The organism is Pedobacter sp. JY14-1 (assembly GCF_029269825.1).
Taxonomy (GTDB): Bacteria; Bacteroidota; Bacteroidia; order Sphingobacteriales; family Sphingobacteriaceae; genus Pedobacter.
Genome location: NZ_JARJHU010000001.1, coordinates 381,586 through 399,110 on the forward strand (window position 1 = coordinate 381,586; position 17,525 = coordinate 399,110).

At 51.1% G+C, this 17,525-nt stretch carries 17 protein-coding genes; 4 read left to right on the plus strand and 13 right to left on the minus strand.

The window, feature by feature from the left end:
• Positions 1 to 44 precede the first annotated feature (44 nt).
• The 4 genes from P2W84_RS01665 to P2W84_RS01680 are packed head-to-tail and all read left to right on the plus strand — an operon-like array spanning position 45 to position 3,799.
• On the plus strand, positions 45 to 782 hold the full coding sequence (locus P2W84_RS01665) for an electron transfer flavoprotein subunit beta/FixA family protein (RefSeq protein WP_276088359.1): 738 nt from the start codon (positions 45 to 47) through the stop codon (positions 780 to 782).
• A gap of 36 nt (positions 783 to 818) precedes the next feature.
• Positions 819 to 1,787, plus strand: a complete 969-nt coding sequence (locus tag P2W84_RS01670) for an electron transfer flavoprotein subunit alpha/FixB family protein (protein WP_276088360.1) — start codon at positions 819 to 821, stop codon at positions 1,785 to 1,787.
• Positions 1,787 to 2,404 carry a bifunctional nuclease family protein gene (locus tag P2W84_RS01675; protein WP_276088361.1) on the plus strand — a complete coding sequence of 206 codons (618 nt, stop codon included), beginning with the start codon at positions 1,787 to 1,789 and terminating at the stop codon, positions 2,402 to 2,404. Before P2W84_RS01670 ends, P2W84_RS01675 begins: the two co-directional genes overlap by 1 nt.
• A gap of 3 nt (positions 2,405 to 2,407) precedes the next feature.
• Positions 2,408 to 3,799 (plus strand): nucleoside permease, encoded by a 1,392-nt coding sequence (locus tag P2W84_RS01680; RefSeq protein WP_276088362.1) that lies wholly within the window; start codon positions 2,408 to 2,410, stop codon positions 3,797 to 3,799.
• Positions 3,800 to 3,859: 60 nt separating this feature from the next.
• Here P2W84_RS01680 and P2W84_RS01685 read toward each other — a convergent pair whose 3' ends face one another.
• From P2W84_RS01685 to P2W84_RS01745, 13 genes are all read right to left on the minus strand, one after another.
• Positions 3,860 to 5,146: a citrate synthase gene (locus P2W84_RS01685; protein ID WP_276088363.1), complete on the minus strand. Its 1,287-nt coding sequence runs from the start codon at positions 5,144 to 5,146 to the stop codon at positions 3,860 to 3,862.
• A 114-nt stretch (positions 5,147 to 5,260) separates the two neighbouring features.
• A complete protein-coding gene (locus tag P2W84_RS01690; RefSeq protein WP_276088364.1) occupies positions 5,261 to 5,824 on the minus strand; it encodes a DUF3347 domain-containing protein in 564 nt (187 codons plus the stop codon).
• 117 nt (positions 5,825 to 5,941) lie between these two features.
• Positions 5,942 to 6,451 (minus strand): outer membrane beta-barrel protein, encoded by a 510-nt coding sequence (locus tag P2W84_RS01695; RefSeq protein ID WP_276088365.1) that lies wholly within the window; start codon positions 6,449 to 6,451, stop codon positions 5,942 to 5,944.
• Between the two features lie 54 nt (positions 6,452 to 6,505).
• Positions 6,506 to 7,435 carry a tRNA (adenosine(37)-N6)-dimethylallyltransferase MiaA gene (gene miaA, locus P2W84_RS01700; RefSeq protein ID WP_276088366.1) on the minus strand — a complete coding sequence of 310 codons (930 nt, stop codon included), beginning with the start codon at positions 7,433 to 7,435 and terminating at the stop codon, positions 6,506 to 6,508.
• A gap of 1 nt (position 7,436) precedes the next feature.
• Positions 7,437 to 8,312 carry a hypothetical protein gene (locus P2W84_RS01705; RefSeq protein ID WP_276088367.1) on the minus strand — a complete coding sequence of 292 codons (876 nt, stop codon included), beginning with the start codon at positions 8,310 to 8,312 and terminating at the stop codon, positions 7,437 to 7,439.
• Positions 8,309 to 8,701 carry a hypothetical protein gene (locus tag P2W84_RS01710; protein ID WP_276088368.1) on the minus strand — a complete coding sequence of 131 codons (393 nt, stop codon included), beginning with the start codon at positions 8,699 to 8,701 and terminating at the stop codon, positions 8,309 to 8,311. Before P2W84_RS01710 ends, P2W84_RS01705 begins: the two co-directional genes overlap by 4 nt.
• 32 nt (positions 8,702 to 8,733) lie before the next feature.
• Positions 8,734 to 9,849 (minus strand): MBL fold metallo-hydrolase, encoded by a 1,116-nt coding sequence (locus P2W84_RS01715; RefSeq protein WP_276088369.1) that lies wholly within the window; start codon positions 9,847 to 9,849, stop codon positions 8,734 to 8,736.
• A 3-nt stretch (positions 9,850 to 9,852) separates the two neighbouring features.
• Entirely contained in the window at positions 9,853 to 11,724 is a 1,872-nt protein-coding gene (locus P2W84_RS01720) for a DNA topoisomerase 3 (protein WP_276088370.1), read from the minus strand.
• 39 nt (positions 11,725 to 11,763) lie between these two features.
• A complete protein-coding gene (locus P2W84_RS01725; protein ID WP_276088371.1) occupies positions 11,764 to 12,663 on the minus strand; it encodes a histone deacetylase in 900 nt (299 codons plus the stop codon).
• A gap of 19 nt (positions 12,664 to 12,682) precedes the next feature.
• Positions 12,683 to 13,543 carry a bestrophin family ion channel gene (locus tag P2W84_RS01730; RefSeq protein WP_276088372.1) on the minus strand — a complete coding sequence of 287 codons (861 nt, stop codon included), beginning with the start codon at positions 13,541 to 13,543 and terminating at the stop codon, positions 12,683 to 12,685.
• A 45-nt stretch (positions 13,544 to 13,588) separates the two neighbouring features.
• The gene (locus P2W84_RS01735) at positions 13,589 to 14,212 is read right to left on the minus strand and encodes a DNA-3-methyladenine glycosylase (protein ID WP_276088373.1); all 624 of its coding nucleotides are present in this window, start codon (positions 14,210 to 14,212) and stop codon (positions 13,589 to 13,591) included.
• Positions 14,213 to 14,258: 46 nt separating this feature from the next.
• A complete protein-coding gene (locus P2W84_RS01740) occupies positions 14,259 to 16,625 on the minus strand; it encodes an ABC transporter permease (RefSeq protein ID WP_276088374.1) in 2,367 nt (788 codons plus the stop codon).
• Between the two features lie 155 nt (positions 16,626 to 16,780).
• A complete protein-coding gene (locus P2W84_RS01745) occupies positions 16,781 to 17,257 on the minus strand; it encodes a GAF domain-containing protein (protein ID WP_276089027.1) in 477 nt (158 codons plus the stop codon).
• Positions 17,258 to 17,525: the final 268 nt, after the last annotated feature.

A 17,525-nucleotide genomic window follows, 5' to 3' on the forward strand; every position in this document is an offset into this window, starting at 1 on the left:
TGCTTTTTTAATTAGATTTGCAAAAAGACTTAATAATATTATACATGAAAATATTAGTTTGTATCAGTAACGTGCCCGACACAACCACAAAAATAACCTTTACCGGCGATAATACCCAATTCAATACCGCCGGTGTCCAATATATCGTCAATCCTTATGATGAAATCGCGCTTTCACGTGCCATCGAGCTCTGCGAAGGCGGTAAAGGTACCGTTACTGTGATCAATGTCGGAGAAAGCCAGACCGAGCCCACCATCCGCAAGGCCCTGGCCATCGGTGCTGACGAAGCCGTAAGGATCAATGCTGCACCGAGAGATGCTTATTTTACCGCATACCAGATCGCTGAATATGCCAAGACCGCAGATTTTGACATGATCCTTTGCGGACGCGAATCCATTGATTATAACGGAGCCCAGGTAGCCGCCATGATCGGAGAGTTCCTTGGCATCCCATCCATATCGATCATCAAGAAACTGGAGTATGACGGCAGCACAGCGACACTGGAACGCGAGATCGAAGGCGGAAAGGAAGTGATCTCCGTTTCCGGAAAATTCGTGGCCAGCTGTTCCGAAGGCACCGCAGAGCCTAAGATCCCCAACATGCGTGGCATTATGAGCGCCCGTACCAAACCGCTTTCCGTAGCCGATGCGAAGGAAATTGAGCAACTCAGCAGCATCCTGCACTTCGAGACGCCGCCGCCGCGCGGCACGGTGAAGCTTGTTCCTGCCGAAGAGACCGCAAAGCTGGTCGACCTGCTGCACAATGAAGCAAAAGTGATCTAAGGTACCCTGTCTATTCTTTAACATTAAAAACAACGTATGTCAGTCCTAGTATATGTAGAACAAGTAGAAGGAAAGTTCAAGAAATCTGTTTTTGAGGCCGTTTCCTACGCCAAAGCCGTCGCAGACCAGCAAAATACCAACCTTACAGCAATATCCATCGGCAACGTCGCAGAAAGCGAGCTCAAAACACTCGGTCAGTACGGTGCATCCAGAGTACTGAACGTGGGCAGCGAACAGCTTCAGCAGTTCGTTAACCAGGCCTATGCTTCCGTCATCGCAGAGGCGGCCCAAAAAGAAGGTGCCGCAATCGTGGTACTCTCCAATTCCTTCTCAGGCAAGGGCCTGGCACCGCGCATCGCCGTGAAGCTCAGGGCGGGCCTTGCCGACGGCGTTACCAGTCTTCCGAAAACAGACAATGGCTTCACCGTAACCAGGACAGCTTTCTCGGGAAAGGCCTTCGCTACCGTATCCCTGACCTCAGCAGTGAAAGTCATTTCCCTTAGTCCCAATGCTTTCGGTGTAAAGGAATCCCCGGCAGACGCCATCATTGAAAACTTCACGCCGGACGTAAAAGAAAGTGACTTCTCCGCAGTAGTGAAAGATATTGTGCGGGCAACCGATAAAGTATCCCTGCCCGATGCAGAGATCGTCGTTTCCGGCGGACGCGGCCTGAAAGGTCCTGAGAACTGGGGCATGATCGAGGAACTTGCAGCCCTTTTAGGTGCAGCGACGGCCTGTTCAAAACCTGTATCTGACGCAGACTGGAGGCCCCATTCCGAGCACGTAGGCCAGACCGGTATCGCCATCAGCCCCAACCTGTATATCGCCATAGGCATATCCGGTGCCATACAGCACCTTGCAGGCGTCAGTTCATCAAAGGTGATCGTAGTGATCAATAAAGACCCAGAAGCACCATTCTTCAAGGTAGCCGATTACGGCATCGTAGGCGATGCCTTTGAAGTAGTCCCCAAGTTAATCGAGGCAGTAAAGGCACATAAGGCTTAATGAAAAAAGTTAAACTGGACATCGTTGGCTTATCCTACAGCCAGACCCAATCCGGGGCATATGCACTGGTGCTGGGTGAAGTAAACGGAAGGAGAAGACTGCCTATCATCATTGGCGCCTTCGAAGCGCAGGCCATTGCCATCGAGATCGAAAAGATGACCCCAAGCCGCCCGCTCACACATGATCTTTTTAAGACCTTTGCTCAAAGTTACCATATTGAAATACAGGAGGTCCTGATTTATAACCTTGTTGAAGGCGTATTCTTTGCCAAACTGATCTGCACCGACGGGAATACGACCCAGGAGATCGATGCCCGTACTTCGGACGCCATTGCGCTCGCCGTACGCTTCAACTCTGCCATTTACACCTACGAATTCATCCTGTCCTCTGCAGGCATCGTCATTGAAGGTAACGACTTTCTTTTCCTGGAGAACATAGACAACATCACCAAGGAGCAGGGATCGGAAGACATTTCCACCAATATACCGGGTGGCTCCAACTACAGATCACTCAGTCTGGAAGAACTCAATCAAAAGCTTCAGGAAGCCATCGCTGAAGAGGCTTACGAAAAGGCTGCAAGGATAAGGGACGAGATCAGTAAGCGCAACTCAGCCTGACGCATGAACAACCTGAAGATCCGTCTGACACTGATGAGCTTTCTCCAGTTCTTTGTCTGGGGGGCCTGGCTGCTCACCATCGCCAATTACTGGTTCGGTACCCGGCAGTGGGACGGCACCCAGTTCGGGGCGGTATTCGCCACCATGGGCTTCGCTTCCCTGGTCATGCCTACGCTCACCGGTATCATTGCCGACAAATGGGTAAACGCAGAAATCCTTTACGGCATTCTGCACATCCTGTATGCCGCAGTATTGTTCTATTTGCCGGAAGTATCCAGTCCCGAGACCTTTTTCTGGGTCATGCTGCTGGCCATGTGCTTTTATATGCCGACCATATCGCTCAGCAACTCCATTTCCTACACCACACTTAAGCTTGGCCAGCTCGATGTCATTAAAACCTTCCCGCCCATCCGGGTATGGGGCACCGTAGGCTTCATCGTTGCCATGTGGATCACCAACCTTACCGGCAATAAAGCTACAGCCTATCAGTTCTATATTGCAGGTGCGGCAGCACTTACACTGGGTATTTACGCCATGACCCTTCCCAAATGCAGGCCGCAGAAACACATCGAAGAACAGAGATCCTTTGCAAAGCTACTGGGACTTGAAGCCTTCAAACTCTTTGCCGATTATAAAATGGCCCTGTTCTTCATCTTCTCCATGTTCCTGGGTGGCGCGCTGCAACTGACGAATGCCTACGGCGACGTATTCCTGGATGAGTTCAAACTCTTCCCGCAATACGCCGATTCCTTCGTCATCAGGTATTCTACCATCATCATGTCCATTTCGCAGGTCTCGGAAACCCTCTTTATTCTTGCCATCCCCTTCTTTCTCAAACATTTTGGCATCAAGAAAGTCATCGTCATCGCGATGTTTGCATGGGTACTCCGTTTCGGGCTTTTTGCTTATGGAAATCCGGCAGACAATCTCTGGATGATCGTCCTGTCCTGTATTGTTTATGGGATGGCCTTCGACTTCTTCAACATTTCCGGCTCGCTGTTCGTTGAGACATCGACCACGCCCAAGACACGCTCATCTGCACAGGGACTTTTCATGATGATGACCAATGGCTTTGGGGCAGTGTTCGGGAGCCTCATATCGGGCTGGATGATTGACCGTTACTTCACCAGGAACTACACGGATATCCAATCCCTGGCCTCATCCATACATACCGAAGCCAGCAACGGACATCTACTTGAATTTCTTAAAAACCGGGGTATCACCGTACTGCAGAATGGTAACCTGAGCAGGGCCATCGACGTCAAAGACTGGCATGACATCTGGATATCATTTACCATTTACGCACTGCTCATTACCATAAGTTTCGCTGTACTCTTCAGGCATAAGCACAACCGTGCGGAACAGGAAGCGATCGACGCGATCAGCCACAGTTAAAATAAAAAAAAAGCCGGAACGATGTTCCGGCTTTTTCAATATATGTCATTCGGATTCTGATCAGCGCTTGTCAATGCTGACAAACTCCCTTTCCGTATAACCGGTATAGATCTGGCGCGGACGACCGATAGGCTCCTTGTTCTCATGCATCTCCTTCCATTGGGCAATCCATCCCGGAAGACGTCCCAGGGCAAACAACACCGTAAACATATCTGTAGGAAAGCCCAGCGCCCTGTAAATAATACCGGAATAGAAATCCACATTCGGATAAAGCTTACGCTCAATGAAGTACGGGTCATTCAATGCAGCCTCTTCCAGTTTCTTCGCGATCTCCAATACCGGATCATCAATACCCAATTTAGCCAGAATGTCGTCGCAGGCCTTCTTAATGATCTTTGCCCTCGGGTCAAAGTTCTTATATACCCTGTGTCCGAAGCCCATCATGCGGAAAGGATCATTTTTGTCTTTAGCCTTATTGATCCATTTCTCAGTATCACCACCATCTTCCTTGATCCGCTCCAGCATCTCGATCACCGCCTGGTTCGCACCGCCGTGCAGCGGCCCCCATAAGGCTGCTATACCTGCAGAAACTGAGGCATAAAGGTTACAGTCCGAAGAACCCACCATCCTCACCGTAGAGGCAGAACAATTTTGCTCATGATCTGCATGCAGGATCAGCAATGTATTCATCGCACTGACCACCACAGGATCGATCTCGATCTCCTCCGTACGCTGTCCGAAGATCATATTCAGAAAATTGCTTACGTAGTCATATTTGTTCTTAGGGTAGATCCACGGATGTCCCAGGGATTTTTTATAGATGAAAGATACGATCGTCGGGAATTTAGCAAGCAGCTTGATTACCGTCATATCCCTGGTTTCAGCCGATGCATTTGCGTTCAGCGATTCAGGATAAAAAGTAGATAAGGAACATACCAGTGAGGCCAGCTGCGCCATAGGATGTGATTTGGAAGGATAACCGTCCAGGAACTTCTTCATGTCCTCATGGATCAGCGTATGCTTGCTGATCTCCGCCTGAAACCCTTCCAGCTGTGTCCCGGAAGGCAGTTCGCCATAGATCAGCAGATAGGCTACCTCAAGGAAGGTCGACTTCTCAGCCAATTCCTCGATCGGATAACCGCGGTACTTCAGCACACCCTTCTCCCCGTTAAGGAAAGTGATGGCACTTTTAGTAGAGCCTGTATTTTTATAACCGAAATCAAGGGTGACGTGACCTGTCAAGTCCCTCAGTTTGGAAATATCAATGGCCTTTTCTCCTTCCGTACCTGTAATCACGGGGAACTCATAAACTTTCCCCCCAATCTTAATTTCTGCGATCTCTGACATATATCTTTATAAAATTAATACTAACAAAACTAATCAATCCGTTTCAATCCCGAACCTATGCCAGCATAACAAAGCTGTTAAATTATCATTAAAAAGGTCAGGATTAAGTAAGATTTACAGGGACTTGCCCGCTTTGATCTCCTCGACGACAGCACCGCACTCCAGCATCTCGTCACCATAATAGGGGTTCAGTACCTTTCGTTCTGAAGCCAGCCAGTCACCACCCTCACCATTGTTGGCCATTGGGCAATGCTGAACAAAAACTTCACCCTTTTTCAGTGGGGCATGCTTGAACAGCGCGATCAGATCAGTGCTTACCGCAGTAAAATCCTTGCGCTGTGCAGCAAGGTCTTTTGCAGCAGCTATCCGTTCGGCTACCAAAGCTGTATTTTCACAGCCTTCCCTGTTGCGCAGGCTGGAAGATAAAGCACCCGCAGCCTTAGCCGCCTCTTCCTTCTTAGAAGCTACCAGCGCGTTCTTCAATGTTGTATAATCAGCATAGATCTGTTGCTCTACTGGTTTCTCAAATTCAACCCCGGTTCTTGCAGAAGTATCCGCAGCGGCCGATGACAAGGTATCCGCCTTACCTTCAGTTTTATTGTCCGTACTGTTACAGGCTGCCGCAACAAGCATTACCATTCCCAGTACGCATTTTTTTGCCAGTTTATATTCGATCATAGCTATTTGGTGATTTGTGATCCTATAGAAGTGGGGAAAATAGCAATTAATTTCCATAAAAACGGAAAAAGCCTTTGAAAAATCAAAGGCTTTTTAATAAAATATTAGGTCCCAGGTTTATAACCTGAAGCCATAAGCTACACGAAGTGCCACTTGGCCCAGCGAGCCGCCGCTGAACTCAGCACCTTCATAACGCAGGCCGATATCCAGCCCGTTATCAAAACCGTAACCTACGCCGGGAGCCCACAGAAACGCAGTCTTAGAACCCGACTTGGTACCAAAACCCGCACCCAGTTCACCTGACAGGTAAACACTTTCTGCAAGGAATACCTTAGCGCCTGCCTTTACAGGGATCATGCCATAGCTTCCACCGCCAAATTCATCTTTTACAGACCAGTTGTTATAACCGGCAGAAAGCAGACCAGAAACGTTTGAACTGAAATCCTTTTGCAGGCGAAGGTCTCCACCTATCACAAAGCTGTATCCATCCGTGGTAGGAACACCGGCGTTGACCCCTACGCCCAGTCTCAGCGCTTTGGAATCCGTAGATTGGGCATTTGCATTCGTTGAGAAAAATAAAGCTACCGCAGCTGCTGCAGAGGCGATAAGTTTAGTTGACTTTTTCATTATTAGTGTTTTTTTAAGGTTAAGCGGACCAGATTCCCGGCCCATGCCACAACATTACAAATCACATGCCAACGCAGCCATCACCTTTTCAAATATCCCCTCATGTCCATCTTCCGTATCGAACCACCTGATTTTCACCCCATCTTTTTCCATCTTCCTGAAGAAGGTCATCTGCCGTTTTGCAAACTGGCAGATCGCCGTACCCAGTTGTGTTAAAAGCCGGGCATCGTCCAGCTCCCCGAACAGGTAAGCCGTCACATATTTATATTCCAGACCATAAAATTCAAGTGCCTCACGTGGTACTCCGCTGTCCAGCAGCCCCTGTACTTCTTCAATAAGCCCCTCTTCCAGGCGCTTCTCAAGCCTTTCCAATATCCTTGCCCTTCTGAAAGTCACTTCAGACCTTAGTCCCACAACATAAGGGGCAAATATAGGACGTTCCGCCGGTGCTAGTCCATGAAGTCGCAGGTACTCGGCTACTTCTACGGCCCGCACCAGTCTCTTATGCGACGAAAGGTCTGCATGCGCCCTCCATATTTCAGGATAAACAGCGAGACGTCCGCGTAAAGCCTCTATGTCTTCTCCCGACAGCTCCTGCCTCAGTTCCTCATCTACAGGCACAGCAGTCAGTTCATGGCGCTGCAGGATGCTGTGTATATACATCCCGGTGCCCCCGCAGAGCACCGGTAACGCTCCCCGCGCCCTGATCTCCGCATAAACCCTGTAAAAATCCTCTTTAAACTCATGGACATTATAGCGCTGTCCCGCCTCCCTGATGTCTATAAGATGGTAAGGCACAACCTTTCCTGCCACGGTATACTCCTTCAGGTCTTTTCCCGTACCGATATCCATGCCTTTAAACAGCTGCCTGCTGTCGGCACTCAATATTTCGCCTCCAAGTACAGCGGCAAGCCTGGCAGCCAGTCTTGTCTTGCCAGAAGCCGTAGGCCCCAGAACGACCAGCAATGGATTTTCTTTATTCATCTCAGCACAGCTTGTCCAAGTATAAGATATATTTAAGATTTCCGGTATTAAAAACCCGGATAGGCTCAGCATTTACTTTTTCTGTTCCCAAGGGCAGTTGTTCCCTGTAATGCCGTTTCATCCCCCCATCCAGCCATGCCCAGGCCGGAGAAGTTACTCCTGTCAGTACAAAACCCGATTTCCTGTATGCAGCACCAGAAGACCAGTCCCGGTCCGCGTAAGTCATCACATCATCCGGATGGTGTTCCCGGATAAAATGCTTCAGTAATCTTGTAAAGCCCCCTGCAACTGAATATCCGCTCCTGCTGGCAAACCGCACCAGTTCAGCAGAACGGTAACCCGGCCTGCCGCGCCTCATTTTTCTGAGCGGACCGAAGCAGGCCACAGCCACCGGTATACCTTCCTGTACCAGCGCCAGCCGGTATTTCGATCCCGCCGCACCCATCAGGTGGTGCTGTTCCATAAAAGCCCCCGCAACCTTTCTGTCCACTTGTTCTACCTTCAGCTTCCGCCCGTGCAGCCGCTCATTCAATCCCAAAAGGGCACGTATCCTGCCCAGCACCTGTGCGGGCCGGCAAAGCCAGACATCTTCCCACAAATGCAGCAACTGAATGCCGCGCAATGCGTAATCTTGCTGGAGCCCAAGTAACGCCTCCGGCCCGGTCAGGCCTGCCTGAACGATATCGACCAGGTTCACCGCTAATCCGGCATGCTCAAAAAATACGATGTTATACAGCAGGTCTTTCTGGAAGGCATTCGCATCCGTTGAAATATCCGAAACAGGGGAAACACTACTATAGGCTCCCTGCAAAACCCTGAAAGGCAAATGAAGATCATGAAAACCCTGCAGCACTTCCTGCTTCCACGACAGCGTCACACCCAGCTCTTTTCCTTATATATCCTGAAGCCTTCGGCAAGCGCATCCTCAATCTTGGAAAGCAGCTCGGCATCCAGCTTCTTAATGTGAAAACAGGATTTTCCCTTCAGCAATTTCAATAGCCCGGGGTCAAACTGCAGCTTGGGATCAGGTTGCTGCTGCTCGTAAACAGGCATAAAATGAAACCCAACATGTCCTTTTTGGATCAATACACTCGCAAAAAACACCTCATTGCGTTTTTTACCTTCGATTACCACGTTTTTATTGCTCCACAGATCATATTCCTGCTCACTGTTCACACGGTTGTCAAAACCCATCACCGCATAGGGCTGCAGCGATGCCCTGATGGTCTGGAATATTTCAACGAAGTCTGTTTTGGTCTCGATCATAGCAGTAAGTTTATTCAAAAACAGTCAGTAATTTATATTGTTTGCGGATCAGTTTTCCGCAGGTCCTCCCACCAGCGCCGCTGGGGAAAAGGCGCGCCTAAAATAACAGGTGCTCCCATCAACGGCGTCACCAGCGGCAGTTGTTTTTCAGCAGCACAGGCCGCCGCCCGCCTGACCGGCTCGTCCCAGTCGTGCATGGCCAGCGTAAACTTGCCCCAGTGAACCGGCATCAGTGCCTTTGCCCGCAGGTCAAGTGCCGCCCGCACCGTTTCTTCGGGAAACATGTGAATGTGCGGCCAGTAAGCATTGTATTGCCCGCATTCCAGCACGGCGAGGTCAAATGGGCCATACACTTCCCCCGCAGCCGCAAAATGCGTGTCGTATCCCGAATCCCCGCCCAGGTAAAGTGTATAACCGGCCGCCTCCAGCACAAAGGCCGACCAGGCCGTTTGATTACGCTTGAACTTCCGGCCGGAGAAATGTCTGGCTGGCAAGGCCGTAAAACCCAGTCCGTCCAGGTCAAGGCTTTCATACCAGGCAAGTTCGGTGATCCGTTCTGCAGGTATATTCCATTTTTCCAGGTGCACGCCAACGCCCAGCGACACAATGAACCGCCGGGCCTTCCCTTTTAACTGCAGGAGCGTACGGTAATCCATATGGTCGTAATGATCATGCGTGATCAGTACGACATCGAGCTCAGGGAGCGCCTCCGGAACCATAAAATCCGTTCCCGGATAATTACTTGTACCCAGAAAGGAAAAAGGCGATGTCCGTGTACTAAACACCGGGTCAATCAGTATATTCCTGTTCACGCCGCCTTCGCCCACCTGCACCAGGTAAGACGAATGTCCGAACCAGGTCAGTTTTACCCCTTCTACTGGCGAAAAATCCGGCTGCTCAACAGGAACCGGACCCGGCGGCTTACGGTCTGCATTTTTCTTTAGCATCCCGCGGATCATATCCAGGTAGCTTACCTCGGGTGGCTTCACCGGGGTGTAGGACAGGTTGTTCAGCGCGCCGTCTGCATAGTTGGGCTGAGACTCGATCCGCTGCCGGCGCCTGCCGGATGGCGTACCGCCAAATGCCGGCAACCGGAAAGTCCCGAATATCAGGACCAGCAACAACACGATAAATATTAAAACATACATAGCTTAGTTTTTTATAACACCATTTTCCGGGGCAAGCGCTTCCGTAGGACTTAACTTCTCCGCCAGCGCCACCCCAGCATTCAGCAATTCATTGGTAATCAACCGGGTATACTCGGTGATCTCCGTTTTAAACTCCGTCACCGACGCCCCCGACCGGATCTCTTCCAGCCGCTTCTCCCACTGGCCTGTCAGTTCTGCCTGGGCAATCTTATGGTCCTTCACCACCTCGTATACTGCCAGTCCCCTCGGTGTCGGCACCAGGTTCCGTTTTTCCCTTGATATATACTCCCGGTTCAGCAGCGTCTCAATGATCGCTGCCCGTGTTGCCGGTGTACCCAGCCCGCTATCCTTCATCGCGTCACGCAACTCCTCGTCCTCTATGTCCTTTCCGCAGGTTTCCAATGCCTTCAACAACGAAGCCTCATTGTACATCGCCTTTGGCTTCGTCTGTTTCTCCAGTAGGGCCTTCTTCTGTACAGGCAGCAGTTCCTCTGCCTTCAGTTTAGGCAGAGACGGGTTCTCTTCATCCTTTTTATCTTCTTCCTTGTCATTGAATACCGCACGCCAGCCCGGACGCTGCACCACCGTTCCGTTCGCCTGAAACACCGTGCCCGCCTCCAGCGTAACCTTCGTGATCTCCTTGACGCAATCCTCATGAAAAGCTTCCAGCATCCTTCCCGCCACCATATCATAGATCGCCTGATGGTTCCCGCTCAAATGAAAAGCCGGCTCACCCGTAGGCAGAACCGCATGGTGGTCTGTAACCTTCTTCGCATTCACGCTCCTCTTGTTCAGCTTCGCCGTCATCAGGAACGCTGCCTGCCGCCCGAAAACAGGATGGTCCTTCAGCTTTTCGATCAGTCCCGGAATGCCCGCAAACACATCGTCCCCAATATAACGGCTACCCGTACGCGGATAGGTCACCAGCTTGCTTTCATAGAGTTGCTGCAAAATGTTCAGCGTCTGTTCTGCCGTTAGCCCCTTACGCTTGTTCGCCTCCTGCTGCAAACTGCTCAGGTCATGCAGCAGTGGCGGCGGTTCCTTTCTCGGCTTCGCTTCTACCGCCAGCACTTTTGCCCCGGTGGCCACGCCAGATTCCACGTCTCCGACTTTTGCGAAATCCGCCTCTGCATCCGCTTTCTTGTCGTAACTGCTGACCGAGATCGCACGGAACAGCTGTCCCTCCTTGTCCAGCTGTATCGCCAGCTGGTAATAAGTCTTCGGCACGAAATTCCTGATCTCCAGGTAGCGTGCACAGATCATCGCCAGCGTTGGTGTCTGCACCCTGCCCAGCGAGAGTACTGAACGGTTGCCCGCAGAGATACTCAGTGCCTGCGTTGCGTTCATGCCCACCAGCCAGTCCGATTCCGAACGGCAATGCGCCGAATTGAATAAGGTGTCATAATCCGTTCCCGGCTTCAGGTTGCGGAAGCCCTCCTTGATCGCCTCGTCCGTCTGCGACGAGATCCACAGCCTGCGGAACGGCTTTTTACACTTCAGGAAATAGTAAATATACCGGAAGATCAGTTCGCCCTCCCGCCCGGCATCCGTCGCCACGATGATCTCCGTCGCCTCCTCAAACAAATTCTTAATGATGTCCAGTTGCTTCCGGATCCCCGGGTCTTCCACCAGACCGTCCTTTGTCTTTACCTTGCGGATGCCCAGCTTAAATTTCGGTGGCAGCATAGGCAAGTGCTGCCTGCGCCAGCCGATGTAGCCATATTCCTGGGGCGGGGCCAGTTGCAGCAAATGGCCAAATGCCCAGGTAAAAGAATAACCCTTGCCCTCAATATACCCGTCCTTTCGTGTAGTCGCCCCGAATACCTTGGCCAGTTCCCTCGCTACAGAGGGCTTTTCCGCTATAACTACTTTCATAACAAGCTAAGCACCTTTCTCAATTCCAGCATCTGTGATTTAGTCAAAAATATCAAATCCAATCTTAAACGTTGCACAATGCGCATCTACAATATCCCTGATCTCCGCTGAATATCCGCCCCCCATACTGACCTGTACCGGGACACCCAGTCTTTTACAAAACCGGAATACCATACGGTCACGCTCCGCACAGCCCCGCTTGCTCAACGCAAGCTTACCCAGACGATCACTTTCCAGGACATCCACACCTGAAAGATAAAACACAAAGTCCGGGCGTTGCTCCTGCAAAACCGGCAGGACCCTTTCCAGTCTGTCCAGATATTCATCATCCCCGCAATCATCATCCAGCCCGATATCCAGATCCGACCTTTCCTTCCGGAACGGAAAATTCTTATCGCCGTGCATCGAAAAGGTAAACACCCTGGGCTCGGACGAAAATATCTCTGCCGTACCATTGCCCTGGTGCACGTCCAGGTCGACGATGAGCACCCGCTTCGCCAGCCCCTTTTTCAGCAGGTATGCCGCTGCCACCGCCTGGTCGTTCAGCAAACAAAAGCCCTCGCCCCAATTGCTGCCCGCATGGTGCGTACCGCCCGCTACATTGAATGCCAGGCCATTTTCCAGCGCCGATACGGCCCCGTCTATGGTCCCCTGCACGATCCGCAGCTCCCTTTCGAGCAAACGCGCATCCAGCGCAAAACCGGTACGCCGCTGTTCCCTCGGCGGAAGCGAAAGATCCCTCAGCTGCTCCCAGTAGGACCGTTCGTGCGCCAGCAATACTGTCTCCTCGCTCACCCGCTCCGGAGCGAACAAATTCCCGGGCGTGATCAGCCCCTCATGCAGCAGCTGCTCTGGAAGCAGCTCATATTTCAGCATGGGAAAACGGTGGCCCTCCGGCAGGGGGTGCACATATACAGGATGCCAGGCGATCTTGATCATGGATTACTTTTCTGAAGCGCTAGTTCAGCAATTCCCCCACATGTTTCTCGATGTTATTGCAGATCTCATCTACAGGCAGGTCATTTGCATCCAGCCCGAACGGGTTCTCGATCTCCTCCGCGATCAGCTCGAGACTCGCCAGCACGTACAGGATGAACGGTACGATCGGCACCACAAAATAGCCCAGACTGAATACCCATCCAAAAGGCAGCGTGATCACATATATAAAGATGAACTTCTTGATAAAGGCACTGTAGGAATATGGGATCGGTGTTCTCTTGATCCGCTCGCAGCCCCCGCAGATATCCGTCAGTTGCTGCACGTCGCCGTTCAGGATGATCAGCTGCTCCTGGCTGATCTCTCCGGAAGCCTGCAGGTCGAACACTCTTGAGGAAATACTCGCTGCAACCTGGTTCGGAATGTGCTTTCCGCCATCTACCTCGATCAGCAGGCTGTTCTTCCCGAAGTACTGCTTTTCCCTGAGGTGTTCTTTCAGTGCGAAGGCATATTTGGGTATCGCGTAATTGAAAAAGGTATTGTGTTCCTCCGCCAGCTTCAGCGATCTGATCTTGATCGCAAAATTACGGCTGACATTCGTGAGTGAGCCCAGCAGCCTGCGGCCTTCCCACCAGCGGTCATAGGAAGTATTGGTACGGAACACCAGCAGTAAGGAGATCACAAAACCCAGCAGGTTGTGCATCATGCTCACGTTCTTCAGGTAGTTCGATTCCCCCAGCTTCAGAAAATTCAGTTCCAGGTAGGCAATCGCCGCGGAAAATATACCGACACTGATCATCAGCGGCCATAGTTTCCTGATGGTGTCGGCTTTATGGACATGAAAGATAAAGTTGATCCAGTCTTTAGGATTGTAATTGATCATAAGTTGCGGGGCATTAGCCAATGTTCAGCCTCAAAAATAGGATTTTTATCGGTTTGGCTTGCTCACAAAACGGTTGCCTTTTACATAATAACGCCAGGGAAGCAGTGCATGATCGCCTGCATAGGCAACCCCGATCCTCGGACCTGCCATAACCTGTTCTTCAGTGAAACGGATGCCGCGGTCTTCGATCCAGATCTCCTCTCCCCAAAGTTCCTTTGCGTTCGTTCCGCGGTTAATGCCCAATGCCTGCGCCAGCGCTCCCGGTCCTGCAGTCAGGTTTGGCTTCAGGGCCGCCATCTTACGCCGCGTCAGCATAATATCCAGGCCATCCACTGGCTCCAGTCCGCGCACCAGCACCGCATGGGGTATACCCTCCGGAGCAGTCACCACATTGAATAAATGATGGATACCGTAGCACAGATACACATAGCTGGTACCCCCAGGTCCATACATGGTCTTCGTCCGCTCCGTAAAACGCCCGCCATAAGCATGAGAAGCTTTGTCCTCCACACCCTTATAGGCCTCGGTTTCAACAATAATGCCACCGGTAAGCGCTCCGTCGATACAGGTCATCAGGAGTCTGCCCAGCAAAGCCGCTGCCAGCGCATTCACATCCTGGTCCTGGTAAAAAGAAAAAGGCAGCTTGCTGCCCCCAGATAATTCAGACATCTCGCAAATCTGCGAAAATATCCGGCCCCGACCAAAACCTGGTCCTTTACTCCGTTTTTAAAGACACAACAGGATCTGCCGATGCCGCCTTGTATACCTGGAAGGATACCGTCACCAGTGCGATCAACACGGCCAGCAGTCCGCCGGTGGCAAAAAACCACCAGTGAAGTTCGATACGATAGGCAAAGGAAGACAACCAGTGCATACATAGTACATAAGCCAGCGGCATTGCGATCAGCACCGATATCAGTACCGGCCGGAGAAATGCGCCTGACAACAGGTACATCAGGTTAAGATTACTCGCTCCCAATACTTTCCTGATGCCGATCTCCTTAAAGCGCTTTTCTGCAGCAAAGGCAGCCAGGCCGAAAAGCCCCAGACAGCAGAGCAGGATCGTCAGTACAGCAAAATACCGCGACAGGGCTGCCATACGGCGTTCGGCCATATACTGCCGTTCAAAATCCTGGTCCAGGAACTTGTAATCCAGCGAATAACCCGGATTATAACGCTGATTGAACGTACGCAGCGCATCTAATACCGCATCCAGCCTGCCCGGTGCGACACGCAGCATCACGCGGTTCGCATTTGCGGGTTTGCAGCGGATGAACATGGGGCCTACCTTTTTATGCATGGACTCGAAATGGAAATCGGCCAGAACCCCGATGATCTGCATCTCCCTGCCCCACAAAGTAAACACCTTGCCCACCGGATCCTTCAGACGCATCGCCCTGATCCCGGCTTCATTGATAATGACTGCCGAAGTATCTGAACCGAAACGCTCAGAAAAGCTTCTTCCCAACACCATTTTCATCCCCAGCGTTTCGATCAGTCCCGGCGTCACATCAGCCCGTTGAAAACGGATCTCCTCCTGCTGGTTACGGCCTTCCCAGTTAAACGAACCCGTTGTGTAGCTCAGGTCACCCAGCAGCTCCCGGTCTATCCCCCCCGCACCCAGTACCCCATCTGTTCGCCTTACCGCCTCAAGCACGAAAGGCACAGTGCTTTTGAACCTGCCCTCGGTTTCAAAATAAACGACATTTTCCTTTTTGAAACCCTGGCTACCAGTCTGCACATACCTGATCTGACGATAGACCACCAGTACCGCGATGATCAGTACACCAGAAACCACGAACTGGAACACCACCAGGCCCTGCCGCAACCATAAGGAAACGGTACTGAACTGCAGCTTGCCCTTAAGCGCCGTAACCGGCTTCATTCCTGAAAGATATACCGCCGGGTAAAAACCGGCCACCAGACCAGTAACCATGGTAAGCAGTGTCAGCATACCCATCAGGCGGAACCCAAAATCCAGCGACAACTCCTTTTGGGTGATCCTGTTAAAGGCGGGCAGCAGGAGTTCGACCGCCAGCAGGGAGATAAACAGCGCAATGAAACTCAGCAGTACCGATTCCGCCAGGTATTGCCAGATCAGTTTTTTTCGAGGGACGCCCAACACCTTTTTGACCCCGATCTCCTTCATCCTTCCCGAAGCACTCGCAGTAGACAGATTGGTAAAATTGATACAGGCCGTCAGCAGGATCAACACGGCGACAACACCAAAAAGGCGCACCTGGCTGATCCTCCCGCCAACCACCTTTCCATTCTCCAGTTCATTATAAAGATAAGCGTCCCCGTAGGGGCGCACAAACAGCGTATAATTGCTCCGCTGCTTCGTTTTCAGAAAATCTCTGATCTTCACATTGAACTTCACGGGGTCTTCGTCCTGGTTCAGAACAACATAAGTTAAGGGGCCATAATTTCCCCAATGCCTGTAGGTTGAATTTCCGGCGTCCAGCAGCACATCTGCCGAAATCAGGAAGTCAAACCGTTCTGAAGACTGTGCCGGAACATCTCTGAACACCCCGGATACCTGCGCCCGGTTTTCCATTTGCAACTCGGCATTGCTCCAAACCATTACCTTGCCGATCACGTCGGTGGTATTAAACAGCTTCATGGCCAGGCTTTCGGAAATAACCGCAGACTTAGTACCTTTCAGTACCTGTTCAAGGTCGCCCGAAAGCAGCGGGTAGGAAAACACGCTGAAGAATTCCGCACCGGCAAATTTGCCGGATGCCGCTACGTTGGGATATTCGCCTCCACCGACTTTGCTGTGTCCGAGCCAGTATCCGGGTGAAGTCACCACCGCTTTTTTCACCTCGGGAAACTCGGTTGCCAGAGCCTCTGCAAGAATACCAGGAGTACCGTCCACCGTGTTTACCGCATCGCTTAAATACTCATTCTGCATCACCTGGTAAATGTCCTGTTGGTGAAAACGGTCTGTCTGCAGTTCACTCGAAGCCCAGAGATAGATGAGCACCGCACAGGTAAGCCCGCTGCTTAAACCTGCCAGGTTGATCAGGAAAGCGCCTTTATGTTTTTTAAAGTTTCTGAAACTTAGCCGGAGGTATCGCATAATATCATTTTAGATCGTTCGTTTACCTTTACGGCCAAAGCAGATGCCAGTCTCGTAAAACCCCTTGTATGGTGCATCTGCTCACAGAAGCCAGCGCTTAGTGTACGGATACGGACACCTGATGTTCCTTTGCGGACAATGTTACCTTCAGGCCATCAAAGCCTGATCAGGTTCACGATTTCCTGCAGGTAAAGCGCATCGACTTCGTCAAAATGAGCAAGATATTCACTGTCGACATCCAGAACCCCTACGACTTCTCCATCTTTGAATACTGGCAGTACAATCTCCGATCTCGATGCCGAAGCGCAGGCAATATGCCCTGGAAAGGCATCTACGTCAGGTACAATCACTTTTGCCGCTTTTGCCCAGGCTGTACCACAGACGCCTTTGCCCCTGGCAATACGCGTGCAGGCCACAGGCCCCTGGAAGGGCCCGAGTACCAGCTCACCTTCTTTTACCAGGTAAAAACCCACCCAGAACCAGCCAAACTGTTCTTTCAATGCAGCAGCGACATTACCCAGGTTGGCTACCAGATCGGTTTCTCCTTCGAGTAATGCCCCGATTTGCGGAATCAGGGATTGGTATTGTCTTGCCTTATCAGTTTCCTTCGAGATCACCAGGTCTTCTGCCATTTTGCTATCCGTTTGTTGTGTTCCGTTCCTGTTTTCAAAAATACAAATTTCAAATAGAGTCTTTGCCATTCCAGATTCAGGTTTTACTTATGACACGCCATTTCCTGAGCGTCTTTGTCTGATTTCTGAACTGTTTTTCATCTGGTATTGGACTGGTCACCATCTGGTCGAAGCAGTTTAAACCAGTTTCAGCGCGGTTTGACCTCAGTCTTCAATCAGTTTTTAGCGGGTACTTACCCTGAGCAATCGACAAGAAAAAGGGGCCTTC

Bases quoted from the DNA above. Each gene is read 5' to 3' on its own strand.
- P2W84_RS01665 (WP_276088359.1), top strand. From the start codon at position 45: ATGAAAATATTAGTTTGTATCAGTAACGTGCCCGACACAACCACAAAA.
- P2W84_RS01670 (WP_276088360.1), top strand. From the start codon at position 819: ATGTCAGTCCTAGTATATGTAGAACAAGTAGAAGGAAAGTTCAAGAAA.
- P2W84_RS01675 (WP_276088361.1), top strand. From the start codon at position 1,787: ATGAAAAAAGTTAAACTGGACATCGTTGGCTTATCCTACAGCCAGACC.
- P2W84_RS01680 (WP_276088362.1), top strand. From the start codon at position 2,408: ATGAACAACCTGAAGATCCGTCTGACACTGATGAGCTTTCTCCAGTTC.
- P2W84_RS01685 (WP_276088363.1), bottom strand. From the start codon at position 5,146: ATGTCAGAGATCGCAGAAATTAAGATTGGGGGGAAAGTTTATGAGTTC.
- P2W84_RS01690 (WP_276088364.1), bottom strand. From the start codon at position 5,824: ATGATCGAATATAAACTGGCAAAAAAATGCGTACTGGGAATGGTAATG.
- P2W84_RS01695 (WP_276088365.1), bottom strand. From the start codon at position 6,451: ATGAAAAAGTCAACTAAACTTATCGCCTCTGCAGCAGCTGCGGTAGCT.
- miaA (WP_276088366.1), bottom strand. From the start codon at position 7,435: ATGAATAAAGAAAATCCATTGCTGGTCGTTCTGGGGCCTACGGCTTCT.
- P2W84_RS01710 (WP_276088368.1), bottom strand. From the start codon at position 8,701: ATGATCGAGACCAAAACAGACTTCGTTGAAATATTCCAGACCATCAGG.
- P2W84_RS01715 (WP_276088369.1), bottom strand. From the start codon at position 9,849: ATGTATGTTTTAATATTTATCGTGTTGTTGCTGGTCCTGATATTCGGG.
- P2W84_RS01720 (WP_276088370.1), bottom strand. From the start codon at position 11,724: ATGAAAGTAGTTATAGCGGAAAAGCCCTCTGTAGCGAGGGAACTGGCC.
- P2W84_RS01725 (WP_276088371.1), bottom strand. From the start codon at position 12,663: ATGATCAAGATCGCCTGGCATCCTGTATATGTGCACCCCCTGCCGGAG.
- P2W84_RS01730 (WP_276088372.1), bottom strand. From the start codon at position 13,543: ATGATCAATTACAATCCTAAAGACTGGATCAACTTTATCTTTCATGTC.
- P2W84_RS01735 (WP_276088373.1), bottom strand. From the start codon at position 14,212: ATGTCTGAATTATCTGGGGGCAGCAAGCTGCCTTTTTCTTTTTACCAG.
- P2W84_RS01740 (WP_276088374.1), bottom strand. From the start codon at position 16,625: ATGCGATACCTCCGGCTAAGTTTCAGAAACTTTAAAAAACATAAAGGC.
- P2W84_RS01745 (WP_276089027.1), bottom strand. From the start codon at position 17,257: ATGGCAGAAGACCTGGTGATCTCGAAGGAAACTGATAAGGCAAGACAA.